At 66.8% G+C, this 25,674-nt stretch carries 25 protein-coding genes and 1 other RNA gene; 17 read left to right on the top strand and 9 right to left on the bottom strand.

Annotated features, from left to right (window positions below):
- Window positions 1-27: 27 nt before the first annotated feature.
- The 6 genes from carA to AC3WS4_RS22080 all read left to right on the top strand — a co-directional run bounded on the left by carA (window position 28) and on the right by AC3WS4_RS22080 (window position 6,389).
- Window positions 28-1,224 (top strand): glutamine-hydrolyzing carbamoyl-phosphate synthase small subunit, encoded by a 1,197-nt coding sequence (gene carA / locus AC3WS4_RS22105; RefSeq protein ID WP_492740428.1) that lies wholly within the window; start codon window positions 28-30, stop codon window positions 1,222-1,224.
- Window positions 1,221-1,526: a hypothetical protein gene (locus tag AC3WS4_RS22100; protein WP_492740427.1), complete on the top strand. Its 306-nt coding sequence runs from the start codon at window positions 1,221-1,223 to the stop codon at window positions 1,524-1,526. The genes carA and AC3WS4_RS22100 overlap by 4 nt, the downstream gene beginning before the upstream one ends.
- On the top strand, window positions 1,523-1,846 hold the full coding sequence (locus tag AC3WS4_RS22095) for a hypothetical protein (protein ID WP_492740426.1): 324 nt from the start codon (window positions 1,523-1,525) through the stop codon (window positions 1,844-1,846). The genes AC3WS4_RS22100 and AC3WS4_RS22095 overlap by 4 nt, the downstream gene beginning before the upstream one ends.
- Entirely contained in the window at window positions 1,846-5,166 is a 3,321-nt protein-coding gene (carB, locus tag AC3WS4_RS22090) for a carbamoyl-phosphate synthase large subunit (RefSeq protein ID WP_492740425.1), read from the top strand. The genes AC3WS4_RS22095 and carB overlap by 1 nt, the downstream gene beginning before the upstream one ends.
- Before the next feature lie 96 nt (window positions 5,167-5,262).
- Complete coding sequence (gene greA / locus AC3WS4_RS22085) at window positions 5,263-5,739, top strand: transcription elongation factor GreA (RefSeq protein ID WP_056346516.1); 477 nt, start codon at window positions 5,263-5,265, stop codon at window positions 5,737-5,739.
- Window positions 5,740-5,753: 14 nt separating this feature from the next.
- Window positions 5,754-6,389, top strand: a complete 636-nt coding sequence (locus AC3WS4_RS22080; RefSeq protein WP_492740424.1) for a rhomboid family intramembrane serine protease — start codon at window positions 5,754-5,756, stop codon at window positions 6,387-6,389.
- 113 nt (window positions 6,390-6,502) lie between these two features.
- On the opposite strand, the gene AC3WS4_RS22075 is transcribed toward AC3WS4_RS22080, so the two are convergent.
- The 5 genes from AC3WS4_RS22075 to AC3WS4_RS22055 are packed head-to-tail and all read right to left on the bottom strand — an operon-like array spanning window position 6,503 to window position 9,681.
- Window positions 6,503-7,051 carry an NUDIX hydrolase gene (locus tag AC3WS4_RS22075; protein ID WP_492740423.1) on the bottom strand — a complete coding sequence of 183 codons (549 nt, stop codon included), beginning with the start codon at window positions 7,049-7,051 and terminating at the stop codon, window positions 6,503-6,505.
- A gap of 12 nt (window positions 7,052-7,063) precedes the next feature.
- Window positions 7,064-7,750 carry a TPM domain-containing protein gene (locus AC3WS4_RS22070; protein WP_492740422.1) on the bottom strand — a complete coding sequence of 229 codons (687 nt, stop codon included), beginning with the start codon at window positions 7,748-7,750 and terminating at the stop codon, window positions 7,064-7,066.
- A gap of 11 nt (window positions 7,751-7,761) precedes the next feature.
- Window positions 7,762-8,574, bottom strand: a complete 813-nt coding sequence (locus AC3WS4_RS22065; RefSeq protein WP_492740421.1) for a TPM domain-containing protein — start codon at window positions 8,572-8,574, stop codon at window positions 7,762-7,764.
- Window positions 8,571-9,083: a TPM domain-containing protein gene (locus AC3WS4_RS22060; RefSeq protein WP_492740420.1), complete on the bottom strand. Its 513-nt coding sequence runs from the start codon at window positions 9,081-9,083 to the stop codon at window positions 8,571-8,573. The genes AC3WS4_RS22065 and AC3WS4_RS22060 overlap by 4 nt, the downstream gene beginning before the upstream one ends.
- A 1-nt stretch (window position 9,084) precedes the next feature.
- Window positions 9,085-9,681 carry a LemA family protein gene (locus tag AC3WS4_RS22055; protein ID WP_156377643.1) on the bottom strand — a complete coding sequence of 199 codons (597 nt, stop codon included), beginning with the start codon at window positions 9,679-9,681 and terminating at the stop codon, window positions 9,085-9,087.
- Window positions 9,682-9,803: 122 nt separating this feature from the next.
- Between AC3WS4_RS22055 and mscL the strand changes: the two genes are divergently transcribed.
- Together mscL and ssrA are read left to right on the top strand one after the other, a co-directional pair.
- Window positions 9,804-10,220: a large conductance mechanosensitive channel protein MscL gene (gene mscL / locus AC3WS4_RS22050; protein WP_056346527.1), complete on the top strand. Its 417-nt coding sequence runs from the start codon at window positions 9,804-9,806 to the stop codon at window positions 10,218-10,220.
- Between the two features lie 34 nt (window positions 10,221-10,254).
- Window positions 10,255-10,610: a transfer-messenger RNA gene (gene ssrA, locus AC3WS4_RS22045) on the top strand.
- A gap of 51 nt (window positions 10,611-10,661) precedes the next feature.
- Here ssrA and AC3WS4_RS22040 read toward each other — a convergent pair.
- Complete coding sequence (locus AC3WS4_RS22040; RefSeq protein ID WP_492740419.1) at window positions 10,662-11,498, bottom strand: hypothetical protein; 837 nt, start codon at window positions 11,496-11,498, stop codon at window positions 10,662-10,664.
- Window positions 11,495-15,424: a DUF2339 domain-containing protein gene (locus tag AC3WS4_RS22035; protein ID WP_492740418.1), complete on the bottom strand. Its 3,930-nt coding sequence runs from the start codon at window positions 15,422-15,424 to the stop codon at window positions 11,495-11,497. The genes AC3WS4_RS22040 and AC3WS4_RS22035 overlap by 4 nt, the downstream gene beginning before the upstream one ends.
- Window positions 15,425-15,572: 148 nt before the next feature.
- Here AC3WS4_RS22035 and AC3WS4_RS22030 point away from each other — a divergent pair, with 148 nt between their 5' ends.
- Window positions 15,573-17,618 carry a transglycosylase domain-containing protein gene (locus tag AC3WS4_RS22030; RefSeq protein WP_492740417.1) on the top strand — a complete coding sequence of 682 codons (2,046 nt, stop codon included), beginning with the start codon at window positions 15,573-15,575 and terminating at the stop codon, window positions 17,616-17,618.
- Between the two features lie 7 nt (window positions 17,619-17,625).
- Here the strand turns inward: AC3WS4_RS22030 and copD are convergent, their stop codons facing one another.
- Window positions 17,626-18,555 carry a copper homeostasis membrane protein CopD gene (copD, locus tag AC3WS4_RS22025; protein ID WP_492740416.1) on the bottom strand — a complete coding sequence of 310 codons (930 nt, stop codon included), beginning with the start codon at window positions 18,553-18,555 and terminating at the stop codon, window positions 17,626-17,628.
- 3 nt (window positions 18,556-18,558) lie between these two features.
- The gene (copC, locus tag AC3WS4_RS22020; RefSeq protein ID WP_492740415.1) at window positions 18,559-18,942 is read right to left on the bottom strand and encodes a copper homeostasis periplasmic binding protein CopC; all 384 of its coding nucleotides are present in this window, start codon (window positions 18,940-18,942) and stop codon (window positions 18,559-18,561) included.
- Window positions 18,943-19,090: 148 nt separating this feature from the next.
- Here copC and AC3WS4_RS22015 point away from each other — a divergent pair, with 148 nt between their 5' ends.
- From AC3WS4_RS22015 to AC3WS4_RS21980, 8 genes are all read left to right on the top strand, one after another.
- A complete protein-coding gene (locus AC3WS4_RS22015; RefSeq protein WP_492740414.1) occupies window positions 19,091-19,357 on the top strand; it encodes a hypothetical protein in 267 nt (88 codons plus the stop codon).
- Window positions 19,358-19,359: 2 nt separating this feature from the next.
- Entirely contained in the window at window positions 19,360-19,797 is a 438-nt protein-coding gene (locus AC3WS4_RS22010; RefSeq protein ID WP_492740413.1) for a periplasmic heavy metal sensor, read from the top strand.
- Window positions 19,794-20,366, top strand: coding sequence for an RNA polymerase sigma factor (locus AC3WS4_RS22005; protein ID WP_492740412.1), 573 nt, complete (start codon window positions 19,794-19,796; stop codon window positions 20,364-20,366). The genes AC3WS4_RS22010 and AC3WS4_RS22005 overlap by 4 nt, the downstream gene beginning before the upstream one ends.
- A gap of 109 nt (window positions 20,367-20,475) precedes the next feature.
- Window positions 20,476-22,275, top strand: coding sequence for a copper resistance system multicopper oxidase (locus AC3WS4_RS22000; protein WP_492740411.1), 1,800 nt, complete (start codon window positions 20,476-20,478; stop codon window positions 22,273-22,275).
- Window positions 22,272-23,372, top strand: coding sequence for a copper resistance protein B (locus AC3WS4_RS21995; RefSeq protein WP_492740410.1), 1,101 nt, complete (start codon window positions 22,272-22,274; stop codon window positions 23,370-23,372). The genes AC3WS4_RS22000 and AC3WS4_RS21995 overlap by 4 nt, the downstream gene beginning before the upstream one ends.
- Before the next feature lie 285 nt (window positions 23,373-23,657).
- Window positions 23,658-24,023 (top strand): DUF3703 domain-containing protein, encoded by a 366-nt coding sequence (locus AC3WS4_RS21990; RefSeq protein ID WP_492740409.1) that lies wholly within the window; start codon window positions 23,658-23,660, stop codon window positions 24,021-24,023.
- 44 nt (window positions 24,024-24,067) lie between these two features.
- Entirely contained in the window at window positions 24,068-24,406 is a 339-nt protein-coding gene (locus AC3WS4_RS21985; RefSeq protein ID WP_492742985.1) for a hypothetical protein, read from the top strand.
- Between the two features lie 55 nt (window positions 24,407-24,461).
- Window positions 24,462-25,670 carry a TolC family protein gene (locus AC3WS4_RS21980; protein ID WP_492742983.1) on the top strand — a complete coding sequence of 403 codons (1,209 nt, stop codon included), beginning with the start codon at window positions 24,462-24,464 and terminating at the stop codon, window positions 25,668-25,670.
- The last annotated feature ends 4 nt before the right edge of the window (window positions 25,671-25,674 follow it).

Raw genomic sequence — 25,674 nt, 5'->3', positions numbered from 1 at the left:
TTTAGCCCATCGTCCGGAGCATGTTGAATGGCACCAGCCAACCCCTCTGCCGCGCCCAAAAGCCAGCCTGCCGGCGCGACCGGCGTTCTCGTCCTTGCCGACGGGACGATCCTGTGGGGCATCGGATATGGCGCCGCGGGCGCGGGTGTGGGCGAGATTTGTTTCAACACCGCGATGACGGGCTATCAGGAAATCCTGACCGACCCGAGCTATGCGGGGCAGATCATCACCTTCACCTTTCCGCATATCGGCAATGTCGGCGCGAACCCCGAGGATATGGAACGCGACAAGCGCGCCGCGATCGGGTGCATCACCCGCGAACTGCCGACCGCGCCGAGCAGCTTTCGCAGCGTCCAGACGCTGCCCGACTGGATGAAGGCGCAGGGGCTGATCGGCCTTGCCGGCATCGACACCCGCGCGCTGACCCGCCGCATCCGCGATGGCGGCGCGCCGACCGGCGTCGTCGCGCACAGCCCCGACGGCCAGTTCGACATCGACCGGCTGCTGCTGCTCGCGCAGGGCTGGCCGGGGTTGGAGGGGATGGACCTCGCCAAGACGGTGACCCGCGAACGCCAGGGCGCGTGGGATGCCGGGGTGTGGCACTTGGGGTCGGGCTATGACGTCTCTGCGCACAAGCGTGCCGGTGATGCCGCGCCGCATGTCGTCGCGGTCGATTATGGCGCGAAGGACAATATCTTCCGCAATCTGGTCAAGGCCGGGGCGCGGGTAACGGTGGTGCCCGCGAAGACCAGCCTCGACGAGATCGTCGCGCTGCGCCCCGCCGGTGTATTCCTGTCGAACGGCCCGGGCGATCCCGCTGCGACGGGCGACTATGCGGTGCCGGTGATCAAGGGGCTGCTCGAGCGCAATGTCCCGATCTTCGGCATCTGCCTCGGTCACCAGCTGCTCGCGCTTGCCGCGGGGGCGAAGACGGTGAAGATGCACCAGGGGCATCGCGGCGCGAACCATCCGGTGCAGCGCGTCGGCGGCGATGATGGCGACGGCGTGGTCGAGATCACCAGCATGAACCACGGCTTCGCGGTCGACGCATCGACGCTGCCGGGCGGCGTGGTCGAGACGCACAAGAGCCTGTTCGACGGATCGAACTGCGGCATCGCGATCACCGGCAAGAACGCGTTCAGCGTGCAATATCATCCCGAGGCGAGCCCGGGGCCGCAGGACAGCTTTTACCTGTTCGAGAAGTTCGTGGGCGGGCTCAAATGAGCTTTGCCGACCAGCTCGACGCGCTCGCCGCCGATGCGGTAGCGCATCCCGAGCGCTGGGGCGCGGGGGTGCGGCTCAACATCACCTGCGCGCGGCGCCTGCCCTATGAGGCGGTGCAGCTCGCCGAGGCGCGCGGGTTCGGCGAAGCGCGCGGGGTCGGGCGGCATCATCTGATCTTCGAATATGAGGATGTGGTGCCCGATGCGGCATGGGTCGCGGCGACGGCGCGGCCGGTGCTCGACTTCATCGCCGAGGTCGGTGGGACCGACCCGCAGATCGGCGTCGATCGGAATGTGCAGTGAGGCGAACGCGCCTTGTCTGGCTTGCGATCGGTATCGTGGTTGGGTTGGTCGCGGCGACGCTGCCTGCCATGCTGTCGGCGTCCGACGCCGATAATGTCGCCTATGTCAGGCTGGACGGCGACGAGTTGGATCCGAAATCCGACTCGTCGGCGATGAAGGCCGTTTGGGCCTGCGGCGGGCGCGATTTCGCCACTACGCTTACACATAGCGTCGGGGTCGCTATCCCGATCGAACCCAAGAATTTCAAGACCATCGATTGCGCCATCAAGGCTGCAAGCGGAACCAACATCACCGTTACCATATCGGACAAAGAATTCTGATGCCCAAAAGAACCGACATAAAATCCATCCTCGTCATCGGCGCCGGCCCGATCGTTATCGGTCAGGCGTGCGAGTTCGACTATTCGGGGACGCAGGCGATCAAGGCGTTGAAGGAGGAGGGCTATCGCATCGTCCTCGTCAATTCGAACCCCGCGACGATCATGACCGATCCCGACCTCGCCGACGCGACGTATGTGGAGCCGATCACGCCCGAGATCGTCGCGAAGATCATCGCCAAGGAGCGCCCCGACGCGGTGCTGCCGACGATGGGCGGGCAGACCGCGCTCAACACCGCGCTGGCTTTGTTCAACGACGGCACGCTGACGAAGTACGGCGTCGAGATGATCGGCGCCGATGCCGAGGCGATCGACAAGGCCGAGGACCGGATCAAGTTCCGCGACGCGATGACCAAGATCGGGCTGGAGAGCGCGCGCAGCGGCATCGCGCATACGCTCGACGAGGCGTTCGCGGTGCTCGAGCGCACCGGCCTCCCCTCGATCATCCGCCCCAGCTTCACGCTCGGCGGCACCGGCGGCGGCATCGCGTATAACCGCGAGGAGTTCGAGCATATCGTCCGCGGCGGCCTGATCGCCTCGCCGACCACCGAGGTCCTGATCGAGGAATCGCTCCTCGGCTGGAAAGAATATGAGATGGAGGTGGTGCGCGACCGCAAGGACAATTGCATCATCATCTGTTCGATCGAGAATGTCGATCCGATGGGCGTGCACACCGGCGACAGCATCACCGTCGCGCCGGCGCTGACGCTGACCGACAAGGAATATCAGATCATGCGCAACGCGAGCATCGCGTGCCTGCGCGAGATCGGGGTCGAGACCGGCGGGTCGAACGTCCAGTTCGCGGTGAATCCGAAGGACGGCCGCCTGATCGTCATCGAGATGAACCCGCGCGTGTCGCGATCGTCGGCGCTGGCGTCGAAGGCGACGGGCTTCCCGATCGCCAAGGTCGCGGCGAAACTCGCGGTCGGCTACACGCTCGACGAGATCATGAACGACATCACCGGGGTGACCCCGGCGTCGTTCGAACCGACGATCGACTATGTCGTCACCAAGATCCCGCGCTTCGCCTTCGAAAAATTCAAGGGCGCCGAGTCGACCTTGTCGACCGCGATGAAGTCGGTCGGTGAGGTGATGGCGATCGGCCGCACGATCCATGAATCGATGCAGAAAGCGCTGCGCGGGCTGGAGACCGGCCTCAGCGGCTTCAACTTCGTCGATCGTCTCGTCGGCGCGAGCCACGACCAGTTGCGCAGCGAACTCGCCCAGCGCACCCCCGACCGGCTGCTCAACGCCGCGCAGGCGATCCGCGAAGGGCTACCGCTCGCCGAGATCAACCGCGTCGCGGGTTACGACATGTGGTTCCTCGAGCGCATCGCCGAAATCGTCGCCGCCGAAAATGCGGTGATGGAAAACGGCCTGCCGCGCGACGCCGAAGGGCTGCGCGCGCTCAAGGCCATGGGCTTCTCCGACAAGCGCCTTGCCTATCTGGCGCTCAAGTCGGCGCATCTGCGCCCCGGCGCCGCCCGCGCGACCGCGCGCGGCAGCGGGCTGATCCACGAAGCCGTGAAGGCGATGACCGGCGGCGTCACCGAAATGGAAGTGCGCGCGCTGCGGCACAAGCTCGGCGTGCGTCCTGTCTTCAAGACGATCGACACCTGCGCCGCCGAATTCGCGGCCAAGACGCCCTATCTTTATTCGACCTACGAAGCCCCGACCTTCGGCGAACCCGAATGCGAGGCCAATCCGTCGGACGCCAAGAAGATCGTCATCCTCGGCGGCGGTCCGAACCGCATCGGGCAGGGGATCGAGTTCGATTATTGCTGTTGCCACGCCTGCTTCGCGCTCGAAGAGGCCGGCTATGAGACGATCATGATCAACTGCAACCCGGAGACGGTGAGCACCGATTATGACACGTCGGACCGCCTCTATTTCGAACCGCTGACCGCCGAGGATGTGCTTGAAATCCTCGCGGTCGAAATGACCAAGGGCACGCTCGTCGGCGTCATCGTCCAGTTCGGCGGCCAGACCCCGCTGAAGCTCGCGCAGGCGCTGGAGGATGCCGGCATCCCGATCCTCGGCACCTCGCCCGACGCGATCGACCTTGCCGAGGACCGCGAGCGCTTCGCGGCGCTGGTCAACAAGCTCGGCCTCAAGCAGCCCGAGAATGGCATCGCACGCAGCCGCGAGGAAGCGATCGCGGTCGCGACGCGCATCGGTTACCCGGTGCTGACGCGGCCGTCCTACGTGCTCGGAGGCCGCGCGATGGAAATCGTCGACGACCAGGCGCAGCTCGAAAATTACATCGAGACCGCGGTGCAGGTGTCGGGCGACTCGCCGGTGCTGATCGACCGTTACCTGCGCGATGCGATCGAGGTCGATGTCGATGCGCTCTGCGACGGCACCGACGTGGTCGTCGCGGGCGTGCTCCAGCATATCGAGGAAGCCGGGGTCCATTCGGGCGACAGCGCCTGCTCGATCCCGCCGTACAGCCTGCCCGCCGAGACCGTCGCCGAAATCGAGCGCCAGACCGAGGCGCTCGCCCGCGCGCTCGGCGTGCTGGGGCTGATGAACATCCAGTTCGCGGTCAAGGGCGACGAGGTCTACCTGATCGAGGTCAACCCGCGCGCCAGCCGTACCGTGCCCTTCGTTGCGAAAGCCGTCGGGTCGCCGATCGCCAAGATCGCGGCGCGGGTGATGGCGGGCGAGAAGCTTGCCGACCTGCCGAAGATCAACCGCGACATCAAACATGTCGCGGTGAAGGAAGCGGTCTTCCCCTTCGCTCGCTTCCCCGGGACCGACCCGGTGCTGTCGCCCGAAATGAAGTCCACCGGCGAAGTCATGGGAATCGACAGCGATTTCAACCTCGCCTTTGCCAAGGCCCAGCTCGGCGCGGGCGACCGCCTGCCGACCGACGGCCGGGTGTTCGTGTCGGTCAAGGACAGCGACAAGCCGCGCATCCTGGAATCGGTCCGCCGCCTGGCGGGCTGGGGTTGGAAGGTGATCGCGACCGGTGGCACCGCCGACTATCTGGCGGGGCAGGGGATCGACGTCGAACGCGTCAACAAGGTCGCCGAAGGCCGCCCGCATATCGTCGACCGGATCAAGGACGGCGATGTGCAGCTGATCTTCAACACCACCGAGGGCTGGCAGAGCCTGCAGGACTCGCAGTCGATCCGCGCCTCGGCGCTCGCGGCCGACGTCGCTTATTACACGACGGCGGCGGGCAGCGACGCCGCGACCCACGCGATCGGCGCATTGCGCGCGCACAGTCTTGAAGTGAAGCCGCTTCAGGACTATTATTGAGAGACCGCTCCACCCCCCGACATTGACGGAAACAGCGGCGCAGCCGCCCGGCGAAGTTTCGCTGGCGGCGGATTATTGACGAAGGACAATGGGATAATGGCAAGCGTTGAAAAGGTGCCGATGCTGGCAGAAGGCTATGAGAAGCTGAGCACGCAGCTCACTGCGCTCAAGGCCGAGCGACCGCTGATCGTCGACGCGATCGAGGAAGCGCGCGCGCATGGCGACCTTTCGGAAAATGCCGAATATCACGCCGCGAAAGAGCGTCAGGGCCAGGTCGAAGCGACGATCGGCGATCTCGAAGACAAGCTTTCGCGCGCGCAGGTGATCGACCCGACGACGCTGTCGGGCGACCGGATCGTGTTCGGTGCGACCGTCACCCTCGCCGACGAGGACGACAAGCCGCTGCGTTACCAGATCGTCGGCCAGGCCGAAGCCGACGCCAAGGATGGCAAGATCAGCTATAATTCGCCGCTCGGCCGCGCGCTGATCGGCCGCCGCGTCGAGGACGAAATCGAGGTGACGGTTCCCGCCGGCGATAAATATTATGTGGTGACCAAGATCGAATTCGTCTGACCGGCGCAGCGTCGATGAACGCCGCCCGCACCCCCGTGATCACCGGCTATGCGGCGGCGTGCGTCATCGTCTTCGTCCTGCTCGCGATCACCGGCTATGAGCATCAGGCTTTCATCGGCGCGGGCTTCATCCCCGGGCGGTTCGGCAGCGAGCTGATCGCGCCGCCGGGGACGATGCTGCCCTTTGCGCTGACGCCGCTGTCGTCGGCGTTCCTGCACGGCGGGGTGATGCACCTCGTCTTCAACATGATCATGCTGATCTTCATCGGCCGCCAGCTCGAGGCGCCGCTCGGGTCGTCGGCGACGGCGTTCCTGCTCGTCGCCGGGGCCTATGCCGGCGCGCTGGCGCAATGGATCGCCGACCCCGGATCGCTCGTTGTCGTGATCGGCGCGAGCGGGGCGATTTCGGCGCTGGTCGCGGTCTATGCGCTGATCTTCAGCCGCACGCGCACCGCGGCGATCGGGCCGATCCCCGGCCATTGGGTGCGCGCTTTGTGGCTCGCCGCGGCGTGGATCGGGCTGCAACTGCTCATCGGTTTCGCTGGCGGAGCGGGGCTGGGCAATATCGCGATCTGGGCGCACGTCGGCGGTTTCATCGCCGGGCTGCTGCTGGCGCGGCCGTTGTTGCGGTGGCGGTTCAAGGGGCGGTAACGTCCCATTCCCGTTTGTGTCGAGCGCAGTCGAGACACCCCGAAGGCAAACGCCCGCCCGATGGGTGTCTCGACTTCGCTCGACACAAACGGATTAGAGGGATTGGCGTGCGATCAGACGCTGTTCAGCAATCCGCCGACCAGCAGCATCGCCACCCGCACATCGATGCCGCAACCCTCGGCGCGTTTTGCCGCAATGAAATCCTCGATGCCGTTCAGCGGCACCCGGTGGACGATGATATCCTCGCTATCGACCCCGCCGCCTTCTCCGACCTTTGTCAGCCCCGTGGCGACGAGCAGGGTGAAGCTCTCGCTGACCATGCCCGGCGAGCTGAAAAACTCGCCGACCGTGCGCCACTTCGCGGCGGCATAGCCGGTCTCTTCGTCCAGTTCCCGCGCGGCCGCGATTTCCGACGCTTCTCCCGCATGGTCGTCGCCGACGAGCCCCGCGGGCAGTTCGATGCAATTCTTGCCCATCGGCACCCGATATTGCTCGACGAGGATGATGTGCCGCCCGTCGGCGGCCTCGTCGATCGCCAGGATCACCGCGGCGTGGATGCCGCGCGAGCGCGAGACATATTCCCATGTCCCCTGCTGCTTGACCGTGATGAAGCGGCCCTCCCACTGTGTTTCGATGGGGGTGTCGGGGGCGGGGCGGGCCATTGTTTGTCCTTTTTAAAGTTCGATCAGGCGGTCGGGCAGTTCGTTCGGGTTTTCGCTGCCGCGCGGGAAATGTTCGGCGAGCACCAGGCCCATCTGGCGTACCGCCTCGGCCATGCCTTCGCCCGGCCGGCCGGCGCGAACATGCTCGATCAGCGCCGCCATCGCATCGCCCCAGACATCGGGTGAAACCTTCGCCGCAATCGCCTCGTCGGCGACGATGTCGGCGCGATGTTCTTTCAGGCTGACGTAAAGCAGGATGCCGGTGCGGCCCAATGTCTTGGCCTCGGTGCCGACCTTGAACAGGTCGATCGCGCGGGCGCGCACCCGTGCGGCCTTGATCGCTCCCGGCGTGAGTGCGAACCGCAGCGGGCGCCACAGCAAAATCAGCCACATGCCGATCCATTTGAGCACGCCGATCGCGATCACCGTACCAAGCCATTGATTGGCGGTGAGCTCATAGCCCCAGCCGCCGGTCAGCCGGTCATAAAGGGTGCGATAGAAATCGGGGAACAGCGCGATCACCGACATCGCGACGAAGGCGACGATGCTCGCCCAGACGAGCGCGACATCGTCATAATCGTTCGACTGCGCCGCGATGACGGTGACGATCTCGCCGCTGGTATGCGCTTCCGCCGCGGCGACCGCGGTCGTGACGATGTCGTGGTCGGCTTCGCTCACATGGCTGACTTTGCGTGGCATTGTCCCTGCTCCTACCAGCCGCCCGAGGCGCCGCCGCCGCCGAAGCTGCCGCCGCCGCCCGAAAAGCCGCCGCCACCGCCCCAGCTCGAACCGCCGCCACCGCCCCACGATGATCCGCCGCTGCCGCCACCCCAGTCATTGTCGCCCCAGATGATGATCGGGGCGCCCCACGGGCTGTTCTTGCGCCGCCGTTTCTTGCCGCGCCGACCGAGGCTCGACAGCATTGGCAGGATGAAGAAGAAAAAGACGATGAAGCCGACGAAGATCAGCCCGCCGATGTCGCCGTCGTCGGCGCGGTCGCGCTCCGCGGCGTCGGCCGCGGCAGCGCGCGCCGCGGCTTCCTCGGGGGTCAACTGGATCTGCTCGGCGATCGCGTTGACGCCGGCCTGGATGCCGCCGGGCATGTCGCCCGCCTTGAACAGCGGGGTCACGGTATCGCGGATGATCCGCCCCGACATCGCGTCGGTCAACACGGGTTCGAGGCCGTAACCGACCGAAATGTTCATCCGCCGCTCGTTCGGTGCGACCAGGAAGACGACCCCGTCGTCCTTCGCCGCGTCGCCGATCTTCCAGTCGCGGCCAAGCTTGTAGCCGTAATCGGCGATGTCGTTGCCTTCGAGGTCCTTGACCGTCGCGACGACAAACTGGTGCCCTGTCTTGGTCTCCAGCGCTTCGAGCTGGGTGTTGAGCGCGGCTTCCTCGGCGGGCGGGATGATGTCGGCCTGGTCGACGACGCGGCCGGTGAGCTTGGGGAAGGTCTGCGCGCTCGCGGGTGCGGCGAGCAGAGAGAGGCCCAGCGCCCAGCCGAGCAGGATGGACTTCATTGCGGCTCTCCCGTCTGTGCGGCGATGGCCTCGATGCCTGTCGTCAGGCCGGCCGCATAATCGCCGCTTTTGAAGCCGGGGGTCATCTGGTCGATCACGGCCTTCGCCTTTTCATCGGAGAGCAGCTTTTCGATTCCGGTTCCCGTCGCGACGCGAACACGGCGTTCGTTAGGCGCGACCAAAATAAGAATTCCGTCATTCTCACCCTTTCGGCCGATGCCCCAGCGATTGCCGAGGCAGGTCGCAAAATCCTCGACCGTGACGCCGTTGAGGCTTGCGACGGTTGCGACAACCATCGGATGCCGTGTTCGCGCTTCGTATCGGGCGAGACGCTGGGTCAAGCGGACCTCCTCCTCGTCGCTCAGAACGGTCGCCGCGTCGTTCACCCGTCCCTGCAACGCCATCTGCGGAACCTGGCCGCAAGTGGCGGCTTCGGGTGGCGGCGCCTCCTTGCAGCCGTTCGCGACCAACAGGATCGCGAGCGGGCCGGCAAGGAGAGGGCGGCGCATATTATTGCCCGAAATCGACCTTCGGAGCGACGTTCGCGTTGGGAGTGATCGCCTTGTAAGGCGTCATCGGCTGCGCGCCATGGACGATCTTAGCGCCGATGATGTCGGGGAAGGTGCGGATCGTCGTATTATAGTCCTGCACCGCGGCATTATAGTCCTGAACCGTCACATTGATGCGGTTCTCGGTGCCCTCCAGCTGGGTCATCAGGTCGGCGAAGCGCGCTTGGCTCTTGAGGTCGGGATAGGCTTCGACGGTCGCGAGCAGGCGGCCGAGAGTGCTCGACACATTGCCCTGCGCCTGCTGGAAGGCCTGCACCTTCGCGGGGTCATTGAGGTCGTCGGTCGACAGCTTGACCTGCGTTGCCGACGCGCGCGCCTGGATCACGCCCTCGAGCGTCGATTGTTCGATTTTCGATGCACCCTTGGCGGTTTCGACGAGATTGGGGATCAGGTCGGCGCGGCGCTGATAGGCCGCTTCGACATTCGCCCACTTCGCCTTGGCGGCCTCTTCCTTGGTCGGAACGCTGTTGATGCCGCAGGCGGACAGCGACATCGCCGCAACCGGCACGATCAACCAACGGGCAGAACGATAGGACATGGTAACAAGCTCCCTCCGGCGGCGTTTTGCCGCAACAATACAGTACATAGGATGGCGCTTGCCTTTGTGCAATCCGCGCGGCAGGTTCGGCGCTCGGGACCAACCACTCGGGGAGCAGCAAGATGTTGGGAGAATTCAGGGAATTTATCGCCAAGGGCAATGTCATGGACCTTGCGGTGGGTGTCATCATTGGCGGCGCCTTCGCCACGATCACCGGATCGCTGACCGCGGACCTCATCATGCCGCTGGTCGGCTGGATATTCGGCGGGGTCGATTTTTCGAGCAAGTTCATCCTGCTTGGCAGCATTCCCGATGGCATCGCCGCGACCGATTATGCCGCGCTCAAAAAGGCCGGCGTCGCGATGATCGGCTATGGCGCCTTCATCACCGCGGTGATCAATTTCCTGATCCTGGCGTTCATCATTTTCCTGCTCGTCAAATGGGTGAACAAGGTGTTGCGTCGCGGCCCCGACGCGCCGGCGGGGCCGACCGAGGTCGATATCCTCACCGAAATTCGCGACGAGCTACGCAAGAAATAATTTTCCACCGTTTTTCAAGGCTTCGCCCGTCCGCGCCCTTTCCAAGCGCGGGCGGGCTTCCTATATGCACGCTGTCGGTTTCGGCCGACTATGGTGATAAATGGTGCCGTGTAATAGACACAGCGGACCCGGGGGCAGTACCCGGCGGCTCCACCACAAACCCGACGATCCGCAAGGAAGATCGGGTTTCTGACGGGGCCGAACTAGGATCGACGTGTGTTCAAAGACGGTGTTTTTGCCCGGGCTGAGTAACCCGTTCAAGGCTCAAAACCAATAGGTGCTAACGATAACGAAGCACTCGCTCTGGCTGCGTAACCGATAAGCCTCACGGCCTAAGGTTATTCAAATAGAACGCGGTTCGGACCGAACCGGGCAACAGAATCGGATACCAGCGGCTGGGGACGAGCCGGGCAACAGAATCGTCCCACCTTTACCTACCTATTAGAACGCGATGCCGGTCCTCAGGACGAGCTGGAAGATGGCGAGCAGTGCGACCAGCGCCGCCAGCGGCCCCACAATTGCGGGTGCGGCAGGAGCCGGGGCGACGTCGACCCTTGCGGTCGCGAGGCCCAGCACCAGCCAGCCCGACCCGATCAGGTGGACGAGCAGCGGGATCAGCACGACCTCGACCGGTTCGCGCGGGACGCGGAACGGGACGATCAGCAGGATCGCGAGCGCGAGCGTCGCCATCAACTGCAGCGCCGTCGCCCGCTCGTCGCCGCCAAACGGATAGCGCCGCGCGAGCGCGCGTCCGGCCAGCGCCATCGCGGTGATCGTGACCAGCAGTAAGGCGCCTTTCGCCACCGGCCCGGCGCCTAGCCAGCCCAGCGCGCGTCCGACGTCATTGCCCGCGATAAGGCTGCCGACCGCGCCCTGGCTCAGCGACTGGAACAGACCCTGGAAGGCCATCCAGAAGGCGAAGAGCCGCAACGTCGGGCGCGCGGGCGAAATTCGCCCCGCGAGCCACAGGAAGAGCAATCCGCTGAGCAAGGTCGCGACCGCGCCGCCGCCCTGCAGCAGTTCGGCAACCGGCGCGTCGCCGGACCAGTCATGGTCGTTGTGGTAAAGGATCGGGTCGAGTCCCGGCACCAGTGCCTTGGGCAGGACGAGTCCGAGTTCCTGCACGAGGAAGGTCAGGCTGAACGCCAGCGCACAGAGCAGCACCGAGGCGACGAAACCGCGGGCGTCGATGCGCGGCCCGCCGCCGCCGAGCCGCGCCATGCCGATGACCAGGGGCAGCAGGCCGATCGCGGCGACCAGCCACAGGAGGGTCGTCACGCTGCCTTCCCGTCATCCTCCGCCGCCGGGCGCGCGAGCTGGCGGCTGTAGAGCCAGCCGATCCCGATCAGGCTGAAACCCAGCACCACGAACGAGCCGATACGCAGCAGCCCTTCGAGCCCCGAGGCGTCGAACAGGAACACCTTGCCCACCGCCCCCAGCATCAGGATCAGCGATGCGATGCGCCAGTCGTGGCGGCCCTTGCGGATGCCCCAGAGCAGGAAACCGATCGCGAGTGCGAGGATCAGGATCGATCGCAGGATATTCTCGGTCGCGGTCACCCCCGGTTCGATCAGCAGCGCGGGGTGGAAGAGCTGCCGCAGCGTCGCCCAGGCAAAGCCCGCGACGAACAGCATTGTGATGAGCTGGACCGCGCGTCCGTATATCGCGGGCGCACCGGGGAACAGCCGGCCGATGAGCGTGAACCCCAGCCAGGGCAGCAGGAACAACGGGACCAGCCAATTGGCGACCGGCCAGCCGCCGACCGTCTGCTCGGCCCATAAGGGATTGTGGAGCATCAGCCCGTACCAGACCGCGTGCGCGGTCCCGGCAAGGACGAGCGGACGGGCGAGGCCGATCCACCGCCGTGTCATCGCGAGCCAGCCGCCGCCGATCAGCAACGCCTCCCAGACGAGCCGCTGGCCGACCCCGGTGGCGACGAAATCGCCCCCGAACGCCGCCGCGAAACCGAGACGATAGAGGCAATGGACCGCGATCCCGCCGACGACGCCGGCGGTCGCCAGTCCCGCGAGCAACAGCCAGCGCGGCAAGTGCGCGCGGATCAGCCATAGCGGCGCGGCGAACAGCGCGGCGGGAACCAGCAGGCGCAGCAGCAACTGGTCGACCGCGAGCATGGGGCTTTCGAGCAACATCGGCTGGCCGGCGATCGACATCAGCGCCTCGACCGCCCACGCCGCGACGGGCAAGGCCGCCCAGGCGAGGCTGAGTGCGACAAAGCTCGCCGCCGCGCCATCGACACGCGCGAGCGCGATGCGCCGCGCCGCGAACAACACCGCCGCGCCGCCGATTGCGGGCACGAGCATCAGATACGCGCCGGGGATGACCTGCGCGAAGGCACCATAAGCGAGCAGCGCCGCCGCAACCTGACCCGCGCGGCGAATGATCGGCGTGCCCGACCATAGGGCATAGGCGAGGCCGGCGAAGGCGAGTCCGGCCCAGCGCAGGACCTCGGTCGCGCCGACCGCTGCGTCACTGCCATAGAGGCGAGTCCATTGCGCGACCAGATGCGGTCCGGTGCCGGCGAGCAGCAGCACCGCGAGCTGGGCATAGATGAGCGAGAGCAATTCGACCGGGTGCGATGCACGCCGCCGCGCGATCGCGAACAGCGTCATCGCCACTGCGCCCATCGCGAGCGGCAGGCTCCAGCCCGGCACGACCTGCGCCAGCGTGCCATAGGTCAGCGCGCCCGCGATCGTCAGTGCGGCGAAGCGGAGGATGGGCTGACCGGCCTTCGCCGCGAACAGCGCCAGCAGCGCGGTCATGCCCGCCCAGCGGATCATATCGGTGGCGCCGACGACGGCGTCGCTGCCGAACAGGCGGCTCCACTGCGCGACCAGATTGGGGCCGGTCGCAGCGAGCAGCATCAGCGCGAGCAGGCCGAAGCCCGCCGACAGGAGTTCGACCGGCAGCGACGCGCCGCGCCGTGCGAGCAGGAAGAGCCCGACCGTCACCGCGCCCATCGCCAGCGTCAGGCTCCAGCCCGGGACGATCTGTGCGAGCATGCCATAGGCCAGCCCGCCCGCGATCGCGAGCGACGCGGCGCGGAAAAAGCGATCCTCGGCCTTGCCCGCGAACAACGCGAGCAAGGCGGCGAGGCCAGCCCAGCGCAGCAGCGCCTGCGTGGCGAACCCGTCACCCGCGCCGATGACGAGGCGCGGCAGTTCGGCGAGCGCGAGCGGGGTCGCGACCAGCGACACCAGCGCGGCCCCGACGAAGGCGGCGGCGATCGGTTCGATCCGCCGATCCTTTGCCGTTTTGCCGAAAAAGAGCAGCGCCGCTGCGACACCGCCGATAGCGAAGGGCGCCATCCAGTGCGGCAGGACGAGCAGGATCGCGAGCGCGAGCAGGATGCCGCCGGTGGCGGTCAGCCATGCGAAGCGGGTGTCCGCGGCGCGATCCTCGACCTTCCACCCGCGCGCGATGCCCGCGCCGGCGAGCAGCACGCCGCCGAGGGCGACGAGCGCCAGCGTCGCGTCGGCGATATGCCAGAAATGATATTTGGTGAGCGGCACCGCTGCGAGTAGCAGCCCGCACAGTTCGAGCGTGCGGCGCAGCGTCTTTGGCACGCTCCACAGCCGAGCGAGCAGCGGCAGTGCATGGATCGCCGCGAGCGCCAGCCCGATCAGCGTGAACCAGTAGCCGCTCGGATCGGGCCACACGGCGAGCAGCATCACCGACAGCGCGAGGCTGATCGATGGCACGATCGCGAAGTCCTTTTCACGCCAGGCGAGCCACTGGCCTGCCGCCGCGAGCAGCGCGAACAGGCCCCAGTGGAGCGGTGCGAAACCGCCATAGCCGACGAGCAGCGCGAGTTGCAGCGCGCCGACGATCGCCGACCCGGCGCGGAGGACCGCCGCTCGCGGGCCGTCGAACGCCAGCATCGGCAGCGCTAGGGCGAGCAGCAGCACGAAGCCGCCGATCGAGAGCGACCCGAGCGTGTCGAGCGCGCTCGTTGCGAGGACCATCCACAGGCTCCACCCCACGCCGCCGACAAGTGCGGCGAGCGCGAGCCAGGGCCAGCGCTTCATCCGCGACACGCCCGTGAGGCCCGCGATGGTGAGGCCGAGATAGACCGCGAGCAGCGGCACATTGGGCTGCATCGCGCCGACCAGCGCCGGCGCGGCAAGGCCCCCCGCGAGCCCGAGCAGCGCGCTCGGTGGCCCGAAGCGCAAGGACAGGCCGAGCGCGGCGGCCGTGACCGCCGCCAGCCCGACGAAAGCGGCGAGCGGCCCGATCAGGCCATAGACGTTGGCCGCGACCAATATGGCGGCATAAAGCGTCGCGATGCCTGCGCCCGACAGCGCCTGTGGCACGCGCAGGTCGCGCACCTTGTCCTCGTTGCGCCAGGCATATTCGGCGCCGCCGATCAGCCCGAGGCCGAAGAGGACGCCCGCGATGACCTGTACCCCCGGCGTGAAGACGCGCGCGAAGAATCCCGCGTCGATCGCATAACGGACGATGAGTACCCCGGCGATTGCCAGCGTGATCCCGCCGGCCCAGATCGGCAGCGTCTTGCCGAACAGATTTTCGAAACGCTGCGCCATGCTGGCGGGAGGCGCGGGCGGAGCGGGCGGTTTTGGCGGCGGCGCGGCGGCGCGTGCCGCGACCGGCTCCGCTTCGGGTTCCGGAACATCCGCTTCGGCCTCGGCGTTGGCGGGCGCTGCGGCGGCCGTTTCCCCGGCTTCTTCCTCTTCCGTCAGTTCTTCGTCGGGCACCGGCTCCGACACCGCCGGAAGCGGCGCGCTGGCGGCGGCAACCGGGGCGGCGGCCGGAACGATCTCTTCCGCGGGTACGGGTATGGGGGCGGGCGCCTCATCCTGCGGCGGAGCGACCGGTTCCGGCGCCTCCTCTTGTTGCGCGGGGACCGGTTCGTCGGTTTTGGGCTTCCAGCGGTCGAGCGTTTCCGGAGACGGCGGCGCCCAGGGCGAGCGAGAGGGCGGCGGCGCGGCCGGTGCCGGGCTGGGCGTACCGACCGGTTGCGATGAAAGCGGGGCGGTGGCGGCTGCGCGTGCCTGCGACGGCGTCTCGCCCGGCTTGGGCGGCAGCAGGCCGGCGTGGCGTTGCAGCGCGCCGATCCGCTTCGCGGCTTCCTGCAGCGTCGCCTCGGCGCGCTTGAGCCGGCCGCGCGTGTCGATCAGCAGGAGGAAAAGTATGACAATCGCGACAAATGCAAAGAAGCCAGCCAAATGCGATCCCCCAAAATTCTCCGCCTTCTAACAATGGAAAGGTGGAAGATCGACTAACTTGTTGCCGATGGTGGCAAAACCGCTCTGCCCTGACCCTCGCCAAGCCATTTGCCAAGACCGTATTGCCCGTCTAATACGGCCGCCAGGCATGTTCGCTTTCCGTCGCCCCGCCACGCCTCCAGCCGAGCTCGCGCCCGTCGGTGGTGCCCCGCTGCCCGATGGCGGCACTCCGCCTGTTGCGGTTCCGTTATCGCGTCGCCGCAAATGGCTGCGCCGTATTTCGCGCGGCTTCGCCATCTTCGCGATCATTTTCATCCTGCTCGTCGGCTGGCTCGCGATCACCGCGCCTTTGTCGAAATCGCTCGAACCGATTGCACCGCCGCAACTCACGCTGCTGGCGTCCGACGGTACTCCGATCGCGCGCATGGGGGCGATCGTCGACGAACCGGTGAAGGCCAGCGCGTTGCCCAAACATGTCACCGGCGCCTTCCTGGCGATCGAGGACCGGCGTTTCTACAGCCATTGGGGCGTCGACCCGCGCAGCATCGCGCGCGCGGTGTGGAGCAATGTCACCGGCGGTTCGACGCAGGGCGGCAGCACGATCACCCAACAGCTGGCGAAATTCACCTTCCTGACCCCCAAGAAGACGCTCGGACGCAAGGCGCGCGAGGCGCTGATCGCCTTCTGGCTGGAAGCCTGGCTAAGCAAGGACGAGATACTCGAACGCTATCTGTCGAACGCCTATTTCGGCGATAACACTTATGGCTTGCGCGCCGCGTCGATGCATTATTTCTATCGCCAGCCCGAAAAACTGACCCCGGCGCAGGCGGCGATGCTCGCCGGGCTGGTACAGGCGCCGTCGCGCCTCGCGCCAACCAAGAACCCCGGCCTCGCGGAAAAGCGCATGCGCCTTGTGCTCGGCGCGATGGTCGACACCGGCTACCTCACGACAGCCGAGGCCAAGGCGATCCGCACCCCGCGCATCGATGTGCGCACCCGCAACACGCTGCCCACCGGCACCTATTTCGCCGACTGGGCGCTGCCCGAGGCGCGCAAGCTGAGCGACGTCGGCTATGCGCGCCAGACGATCACGACGACGCTCGATTCGCGATTGCAGGCGGCGGCGCGGCGCGCGGTGAACCGGGCGGGCGTCGGCAAGGCGCAGGTCGCGATGGTCGCGATGCGCCCCAATGGCGAGGTCGTCGCGATGGTCGGCGGCAAGGATTATGCCGACTCCCCTTTCAACCGGGTGACGCAGGCGCGCCGCCAGCCGGGTTCGACCTTCAAACTGTTCGTCTATCTGGCCGCGCTGCGCGACGGCTGGGATCCCGACGACACCATCGCCAACACGCCGATCGAGACTGGGTCCTACCGCCCCAAAAATGCCGGCGGCGCCTATTCGGACACGATCAGCCTCGAAGATGCCTTCGCGACGTCGAGCAATGTCGCAGCGGTGCGGCTGTTCAACGCGGTGGGCAGCGAGAAGGTCATCGCGCTCGCGCGCGATCTTGGCGTTACCTCGCCGATGGCGGAGGGCGACCCCAGCCTTGCGCTCGGCACGTCGAGCATGACCCTGCTCGAACTCACTGCCGCCTATGCCGGGGTCGCGGCGAACAGCTATCCGGTCGTTCCGCACGCCTTCGAGACCGAGAAGCCGGGCTGGTTCGAAAGCCTGTTTTCGGGTCCGGACAGCTTCTCGTCGGGCGATCATGACGCGATCGAGCAACTGCTGCGCGCCGCGGTCAATCGCGGTACCGGCCGCGCGGCGCGGCTACCCACGGCGAATTTCGGCAAGACCGGGACCAGCCAGGACAATCGCGACGCGCTGTTCGTCGGTTATGCGAACGGCCTCGTCGTCGGGGTGTGGATCGGTAATGACGACAATAGCCCGCTGGCCGGGATCAACGGCGGCGGTTTGCCCGCCCGCATCTGGCGCGACTTCATGGGCGAAGCGGCGGGCAGGAAGGCCGCACCGGCGCCGGCGCCCAGCAATCCGCGCGGCCCGGTCCAGCCGCAGGACGTTCCCGATATCGGCACCATCCCGGTCGGCGAGGCGACACGCATCGGGGTCGAAGGCGGCAATGCCGTGGTGACGACCGAGATCAACGGCACGCGCATCGACCTGCGGCTGCCGATCGACAGCGGCCGTCCGCCCGAGACCCCGCCGCCCGATCCGCCCCCGCCGCGCCAATAGGCGCCGGTCAGGGCAACGGATCAAGCAACCCGAGCCAGCCGATGAGGGCGAGGATCGCCAGGCCGGCGAGGATTTCGGCCGCAAGACTCCGCCGTATCGCACCGATGGCGGGCGCGGCTTCGCCTTCGACGAGCGCAGTCCTGAGCGCGGGCGTCAGCCGCCAGCGGTTCGCGGCCGCAAGTCCCAGCATCGCGGCGAAGAGCAGGAGCTTGGCCAGCATCCATTGCCCATAGGGCGATGCCAGCGCCTGACCGACATTCGCGATCCCAACGATCGCCTGCGCGTTGACCAGCCCTGTCGCCGCGATGACGAGGACGCAGATCGTTCCGGTCCGGGCGAAACGGTCGAGACCGCGCGCCGCCAGCGTCGCATATTCGGGCGGTACGGCGCCGTGGCGTGGACGCAGCAACAGCAGGAAGGCTGCGATCGCGCCGATCCAGATGGCGGCGGCGACGAGGTGCAGCGCGTCGCTGGCGCGGTGGATGGTGCCCGCCCAACCCTCGCTTGCCGCCGCGTGGCCGGACCATGCCAGCGTCGCAAGCGCGATCGCGCCGGCGATTGCGACGGCCCACGCCGCGATCACCGGATGGCTGGCGAGGCGCCAGAGCGCGGCCGCCGCGAGGAGCAGCGCCACCATGCGACAGGTCCATGCGGCGCCGACGCCGGTTTCCCCGATAATGCCCAGCAGCATCGCGGGATCGACCGCGTCCGGCTGAACACCCTGCATATCGGCGGTCAGGATGACCATGCCGGCCGCCGAGACCAGCAGCCCGAACGCGCAGAGCCACGGTTGCGGGCGCCGGAATAGCGTGAGCAGCGCGGGAATATGGCGTTCCGTGCGGTCGAAGGCATGAAGCGGGAAGGCGGCCAGCCCCGTCAGGAGCATGAGATCGGCGTAAAGCGCGAACCTGACACCCGGCACGAGGAGGTCGCCCATCGCCTATTTCACCGTGAAGCTGAATTCGCTGCCCATGCGGTGCGTGTCGGCACCGGCCGCCGACCATTTGACCGTATAGGTGCCGGGAACGAGCGCGCGTTTCGGCTGCAGCGTCATCGACTTGCCGTCCTTGCCGATCGCCGAGGTGAAGGCGATTTTCATCGGCGGATGATCCTTCATGCCGAGCATGTCCGTCATCACCAGTTCGGCCTTCACGGTCGAGGCGATGAGTTTTTCGCTGAATTTCAGTTGGACCGAAGTCACCTTCGACACGGTGCTGTTCGCGCTCGGTGTCGAACCGACGAGCTTGGTGTGCGCCAGCGCAGCACCGGGCGCCGATAGCAGCGCGATCGCGGCGGCGAGGTGAAGGGGGAACCATTTGGTCATAAAAAACTCCAATTGCATGTCCGTCTTGGCTATTACGCAGCCCGGTTGGGTTCCCCCTCGGGAAAATAGAGTTTTCGCGGTGGGCGGCGGTTGAGGGGTAGGGCGCGGGCGCGCGTATAGTCCTTTTGAAAGGATTGGCGGAAAGCCGATGGACGACGAACTTCGGATATTGAATGCGGCGGCGATGCCCGCCGCGCTGGACGCGCTCGACGACCGCGTGCTGCAGATGCTGGCCGCGCGCCGCCGCGAAGCCGCCGCGATGCGGCGGACGATCGCGCTCGCGGCGTTCGTCTCGCTCGGCGGCGGCATCGCGGCGGGCAGCCTGGTCGTGCCGCCCGCGGTTGCGGCGAGCCCGCTGACGCCGCTGGTTCCGGCGAGTCCGCTAGCGCCATCGACGCTGCTGGACGTGCGTTGACGATGGCTTCGCGCCGGTTGCTCATCATTGGCCTGATCGCCTTTCTGGCGGCGGTGGCGGGTGTGTTCGTCGGCCGGATACTCGTCGATGCGCCGCGCGCGAACGAGACCGAATTGCACGCGCTATTGCACCGCGAATTGAAATTGTCCGCCGATCAGGAAAAGAAGATCCACCTGATCGAGGCCCGGTTCGCCGCGCGGCGCGATGCGCTCGAGCTCGAGATGCGCGCCGCCAACATCCGGCTGGCGCAAGCGATCGACGCCGAGCATGGCTATGGACCGCAGGTTACCGAGGCGATCGACGAGACGCATGAGGTGATGGGCGACCTGCAAAAGGAAACGCTCCAGCACCTGTTCGCGATGCGCGGGGTGCTCGACCGCGAGCAGGCGGCGATGTTCGACAAGCGCGTGGTCAAGGCGCTGACCGCCGATGCGCGGTGAGCCTCGACCTGTCGCAATGTAGCGACGGCGAACTCGCCGCGCTCGCCGACGCCGGGCGGCAGGATGTCTATCGCGAATTTCTGGCCCGCTACAAGGCGCCGGTCTTTCGCCTGATCCGGGGCCATGTCGGCGATGCCGACGAGGCGATGGACCTGACCCAGGAAAGCTTCGTCGCGGGCTTTGCCGCGCTGTCGCGCTATGATCGCGAGCGGCCCTTTCGCCTGTGGATTTCGCGCATCGCGCTCAACAAGTGCCGCGACTGGGCGCGGCGGCGCGCGGTGCGGGCCTTTTTCGCGCGTGCGCTGCCGCTCGACAGCGCGCATGACGTGGCGATCGAAGCGCCCGCCCCCGATGTCGAGGCGGAAAACCGGGCCGAACTCGCGCGCGTCCGTGCCGCGATGGCGGCGCTGCCGCACAATCTGCGCGAGGTGCTGGTGCTGCGCGGGGTCGAGGACCTCAGCCAGGCGGAGACCGCGGCGCTGCTGCAGGTCAGCGAAAAGACGGTCGAGACGCGGCTCTATCGCGCACGTGGCAGGCTCCGCGCGCTGCTCGAAGGGGGCGAGGGCTAGGCTTGCGTGGACAAGCGCGCCGCCGGTCCGCAAAAAGCCGGCAGCGACAAGGGGCGTCGGCATTCCCTGCGTATGATATTGCAGACAATCGGCAACCATCAGGAAGATCATGCAGATTAACAGGCGTCGTTTCGTGAGCGGAGCATTGGGTGGTGGAACCGCGGCCGCGCTCGCATCGTGGTTTCCGGCCTGGGCGCAGCCGGTCTCGCCCGGCATTGCGTCGACACTGCCCACCGTGTCGGGCAACGACATTACGCTGCGCATTGCGCGCCAGACGATGCGGGTCGATGGCAAGGTCAGTCGCGCGATCGGGATCAATGGCACCGTTCCCGCGCCGCTCGTCCGCCTGACGGAGGGGCAGCAGGCGCGCCTGACCGTGGTCAACGACCTCGACGAGGACAGCTCGATCCACTGGCACGGGCTGATCCTGCCCTTTCACATGGACGGCGTGCCGGGGGTCAGCTTTCCGGGCATCAAGCCCAAATCGACCTTCGTCTATGAATTTCCCGTCGTCCAGTCGGGGACCTATTGGTATCACAGCCATTCGGGGCTTCAGGAACAGATCGGCCATTATGGTCCGATCGTCATCGATCCGGCGGGCGCCGACCCCATCGCATCCGACCGCGAGCATGTCGTCGTGCTGTCGGACCACAGTCTGCTGTCGCCCGAGGCGATCTACCGCAAGCTCAAGGTCAATCCCGGCCATTTCAACCACCAGCGCCAGACGCTGGGCGGGCTGCTGGATGGCAAGGACCAGCCATTGAAGGACCGGATCGCGTGGGGCGCGATGCGGATGGACCCGACCGACATCGCCGACGTCAACGGCTCGACCTACAGCTTCCTTGTCAACGGCCACGGGCCGCGCGACAACTGGACCGCATTGTTCAACCCGGGCGAGCGCGTGCGGCTGCGCATCATCAACGCCTCGGCGATGTCGATCTTCAATATCCGGATTCCGGGCCTCAGGATGACCGTCGTCCAGGCCGATGGACTCAACATCGTGCCGGTCGAGATCGACGAATTCCAGATTGCCGTCGCCGAAACCTATGATGTGATCGTCACCCCGGTCGAGGACCGTGCCTATACGCTGGTCGCCGAGGCCAACGACCGGTCGGGCCTGGGCCGCGCCACCCTGGCGCCGCGTGCGGGCATGGTCGCCGCGGTGCCGCCGCTCCGGACCCGTCCGCTCGCCACGATGAAGGACATGGGCATGGACATGGGCGGGGGTGCGACCCCGGGCGGCGACGCGGCGTGCGCACCCGAACATGCCGCGATGGGCCATTGCACCCCCGCACCCGCCGACGGAGCGGCGTCGGATCATGCCGCCATGGGACATGGCGCCGGCGGCATGAAGCACAGCATGCGCGACTTCGACGTCGCGCCGCAGGTCAAGCGCGACCCGAGCGTCCAGACGATCTCGCCGATGCCCGTCGACCGCATGGGCGAGCCGGGGCAGGGGCTGGAGGATGTCGGACACCGGGTGCTGACCTATCACGACCTGATCGCGCTCGATCGCAACCCCGACGTGCGCGCTGCCTCGCGTTCGCTCGACATCCACCTGACCGGCAATATGGAACGCTTCATGTGGTCGTTCGACGGGGTGAAGATGTCCGACCATCATGAGCCCATCCCCTTCATCGAGGGCGAGCGGGTGCGGATCAACCTCATCAACGATTCGATGATGAGCCATCCCATCCACCTGCACGGCCATTTCTTCGAACTGGTCACCGGCAAGGGCGATCGCTCGCCGCGCAAGCATACGGTGCTGGTCCAGCCGGGCGGGACGGCGAGTTTCGATTTCACCGCCGATGCGCTCGGCGACTGGGCGTTCCACTGCCACCTCCTCTACCATATGCACGCCGGCATGATGCGCGTCGTTAGCGTCCGTCCGAAAGGAGAGGCCGCATGACCCGGCTTGTCCTCCTTCTGTCGGGCATCGCGCCGCTGGTTTTTGCCGTTCCGGCGGCGGCGCAGACGATGGATCATTCGATGCATGGGTCGGCGCCCGCGCCGGTGACGAAACCCGCGGCCAAGGCGTCGGCCTGCCCGCCCGAACATGCCGCGATGGGGCATTGCACGCCCGATGCGGAAACGCCGCAGCCAAGCGAACCCGATGCGGAAATGCCCGACATGGGAACGATGGATCATGGCACGCCGGCGCCCTCCGATCCCGACTGCCCGCCCGAGCATGCGGGCATGGGGCACTGCACGCCGAAGGCGCCGGCGCCCGTTCCGGCGGGCGGTGCCAGCGGCACCGACCTGCCGCCCGGCGACGCGCCGGCGCCCCCGCCGCCGACCGACTGGTATGCCGATCGCATCTTTCCGGGCGGCGCGATGGAACATTCGCGCCACGAGATGATGAAGGAGGGCGGCGACCAGACGATCGCCTTCGTCAGCCTGAACCTTGCCGAATATCAGGCGCGCAAGGGGCGCGACGGCTTTCGCTGGGAGGGCGAGGGCTGGTACGGCGGCGACATCAACCGCCTGACGGTGAAGAGCGAAGGCGAGGCGGTGTTCGGCGAAGGCATCGAAAGCGGCGAGGTCCAGGCGCTCTACAGCCGCGCGATCGGTCCCTATTTCAACGCGCAGGCGGGGGTTCGCCAGGACTTTGGCCACGGCCCCGACCGGACCTATGCCACGATCGGCTTCGAGGGGCTTGCGCCCTATTGGTTCGAGGTCGAGGGGGCGCTGTTCCTGTCGAACAAGGGCGATCTGCTCGCCCGCCTCGAAGCGAGTTACGACCAGCGCCTGACCCAGAAGCTGATCCTCCAGCCGATGGCCGAGGTCAATTTCGCGGCGCAGGACGTGCCCGAAAGCGGGATCGGTTCGGGGCTCTCCGACGTCGAACTCGGCCTGCGGCTCCGCTATGAGGTGGTCAAGGAATTCGCCCCCTATGTCGGCGTCGAATGGGCGCGCAAGGTCGGCGACAGCGCCCGCTTCGCCCGCGCCGCAGGCGAGGATGCGAGCGGCGTCAGTTTCGTGATGGGGATCAAGGCCTGGTTCTGATGCGCGCGCCGCTGTTCCACGGATCGTCGCTTACCCCCAAATCTGTTCAACCGAGCAGCACGACGTCGAAGCGCCAGTGTGTCGCGTCGGGCTCGCGCTGCGGGTCGCGACCGTTTCGGGGAAAATATGGGCCGGGACGGCATCCGTGGCATCACGCCGCCGCCAAGCTGGTCGTTCGATCCGGCTTGACCCTGTAGCAGCTACAGGGTGTAGGGAAGGCGCCGACTCGAACAACATCGGTGCAATATGATGCCAGACCATCGCTCCATCGGAGACTCAGGGGCCTTGCGTGCGACCAGCACCGCGGAGGCGCGGCACGGCGCATATCGCCACGAGATCGATCATTTTCGGCGCGCACGCCGCGATCGCGATTGGGCCGCCTGCTGGCGGTATCTCGAGCGTGCCCATATCGTCGCCCAGCCCCTGTTTCGGTTGCATATCTCCTCGCATTTCGAAATGCTGGGCTTCGCAGTCTCGCGGGGCGACACGCGCGAGATATTCGGGCAGGTGCTGCGCATCATGCTGGTCCCGCTCGGCGCGCTCACCGGCCGGCTGCCCGTCGGCAATACGGGCCGCGCCAGCGTCAGCGCGTTCGTGCCGATGCCGGTGCCCGACGATTTGCAGCCCTATGTGCGACCGGGGGCGCGATGATCGCCAGCTTGCCTGTCTCTTACTCGACTGTTAGTTGGCGGGCGATGCGGAAGGCCCTGATCCAGTTCCTGTTGCTCATCGCGGCGCTGATGGCGGGCATGGACACGCGTGCCATGGCGGATGACAATGTGGCGGCGTCGGGCATTGTCGGCCATCACCATGACTTTGTGGAACCGTCGGATGACGCGGTTCGCGACGACAATTCGCCGACCGAAAGCGGCGGCGAAGTGGTGCATCATCATCATTGTCCGACCGGCCTTGTCGCGGACGAAGGCCTGGCGTCCGCGTCGGGGCCGCACGCACGCGACGTGCATCTGCCGCGCCTCGCCGTGGCGCTCGCATCGCGCAGCATCGCGCCACCAACCCAACCTCCCGCCGCCTGATCACTGCTTCGCGCGGGCATTTCGCCCGCGCTCCACGCATTGATCGGGAGTATTTATGTCGAAATCATCGGGCATCCTGCTGTTTGCAGGGATGCTGGCTATGTCGGTTCAACCGGCATTGGCCGAACCTGTCTCGCTGTCCGACGCCTTGGCGCGCGGACAAGAGGCCTCACCGCGGATCGCCAGAGCCAAGGCCGAGCTGAAGGCGGCCGAAGGCCGCGCGACGCAGGCTGGCGTGCGTCCAAATCCCACCATATCCGCCGAAGTCGAGAATTTCAGCGGCACCGGACCCTATCGGACCTTTGGCCAGACCGAGACGACCGTCGCGGTTTCGCAGCCCTTCGAGCTTGGCGGCAAAAGGCGTGCCCGCAAAGCGGTCGCCGCCGCCGAGCGCGAATTGGCCCGAATCTCACTGCGCAGCGCCGAGGCCGACCTGTCCTACGACATCATCGTGGCGCATGCCGAACTCCGCGCGGCGGAAGACCGGGCGGTGCTGTCGCAAAGCGTTCTCGCGCGGGCGGTCGAACTGGCTCGGATCGCGGAAACCCTCGTCGATGTCGGGCGCGATCCGCCGCTGACCAAGCTGCGCGCCGATGCGCTGCTCGCCGAGGCGAAGGCCGAAAGCCTGAAGACGATGGCGCAGTTGATGTCGGCTCGCCAAAAACTGGCGCTGTTCATCGGCAGCGATGATCCTGAGCTGTCGGCCGTTCGGCAGGACATCCTTTCGCTTCCCGCTCTCGCAGCCGATGCGCAGAGCCTCGACGAGCGGCTTGCCGCCGCCGAGCGCGATGCCGCCTCCGCACGGGTCCGGCAGGCGCAGGCCGAGGGCGTTCCCGACATCACGGCGTCAGGCGGGGTGCGGAACTTTCGCGAAAGCAAGGACACGGCGTTTATCGTTGGTGTTTCGATCCCGCTGCCGGTGTTCAATCGCAATCGTGGCAATATCGATGCGGCGCGCGCCGAAGGCGAGGCCGCGGAGGCCCAACTCGCACAGGCCCGCCTCGACACCCGCTTCTCGCGGCGCGATGCCGAGCTGATGCTCTCGGCCGCCAACGAACGGGTGTCGGCGCTGTCGGGGGTCGGCCTGTTTCAGGCGAGCGAAGCCGCGCGGGTCGCCGAGATCGGATACCAGCAGGGCAAGTTCACGCTCATCGAACTGATCGATGCCCAGGAGGCGCTGACCAGCGCGAATCTCAAACTCATCGAAGCCGAACTCGATCGCGCCCGCGCGCTTGCCGCGCTGGGCCGCGCGAACGCGCAATAGGGGA

This window comes from Sphingopyxis sp. EU05-FHT14B03 (assembly GCF_058790875.1).
Note: the sequence above shows the minus strand (reverse complement) of the source record. Positions and strands in the feature narration are given on the sequence as shown.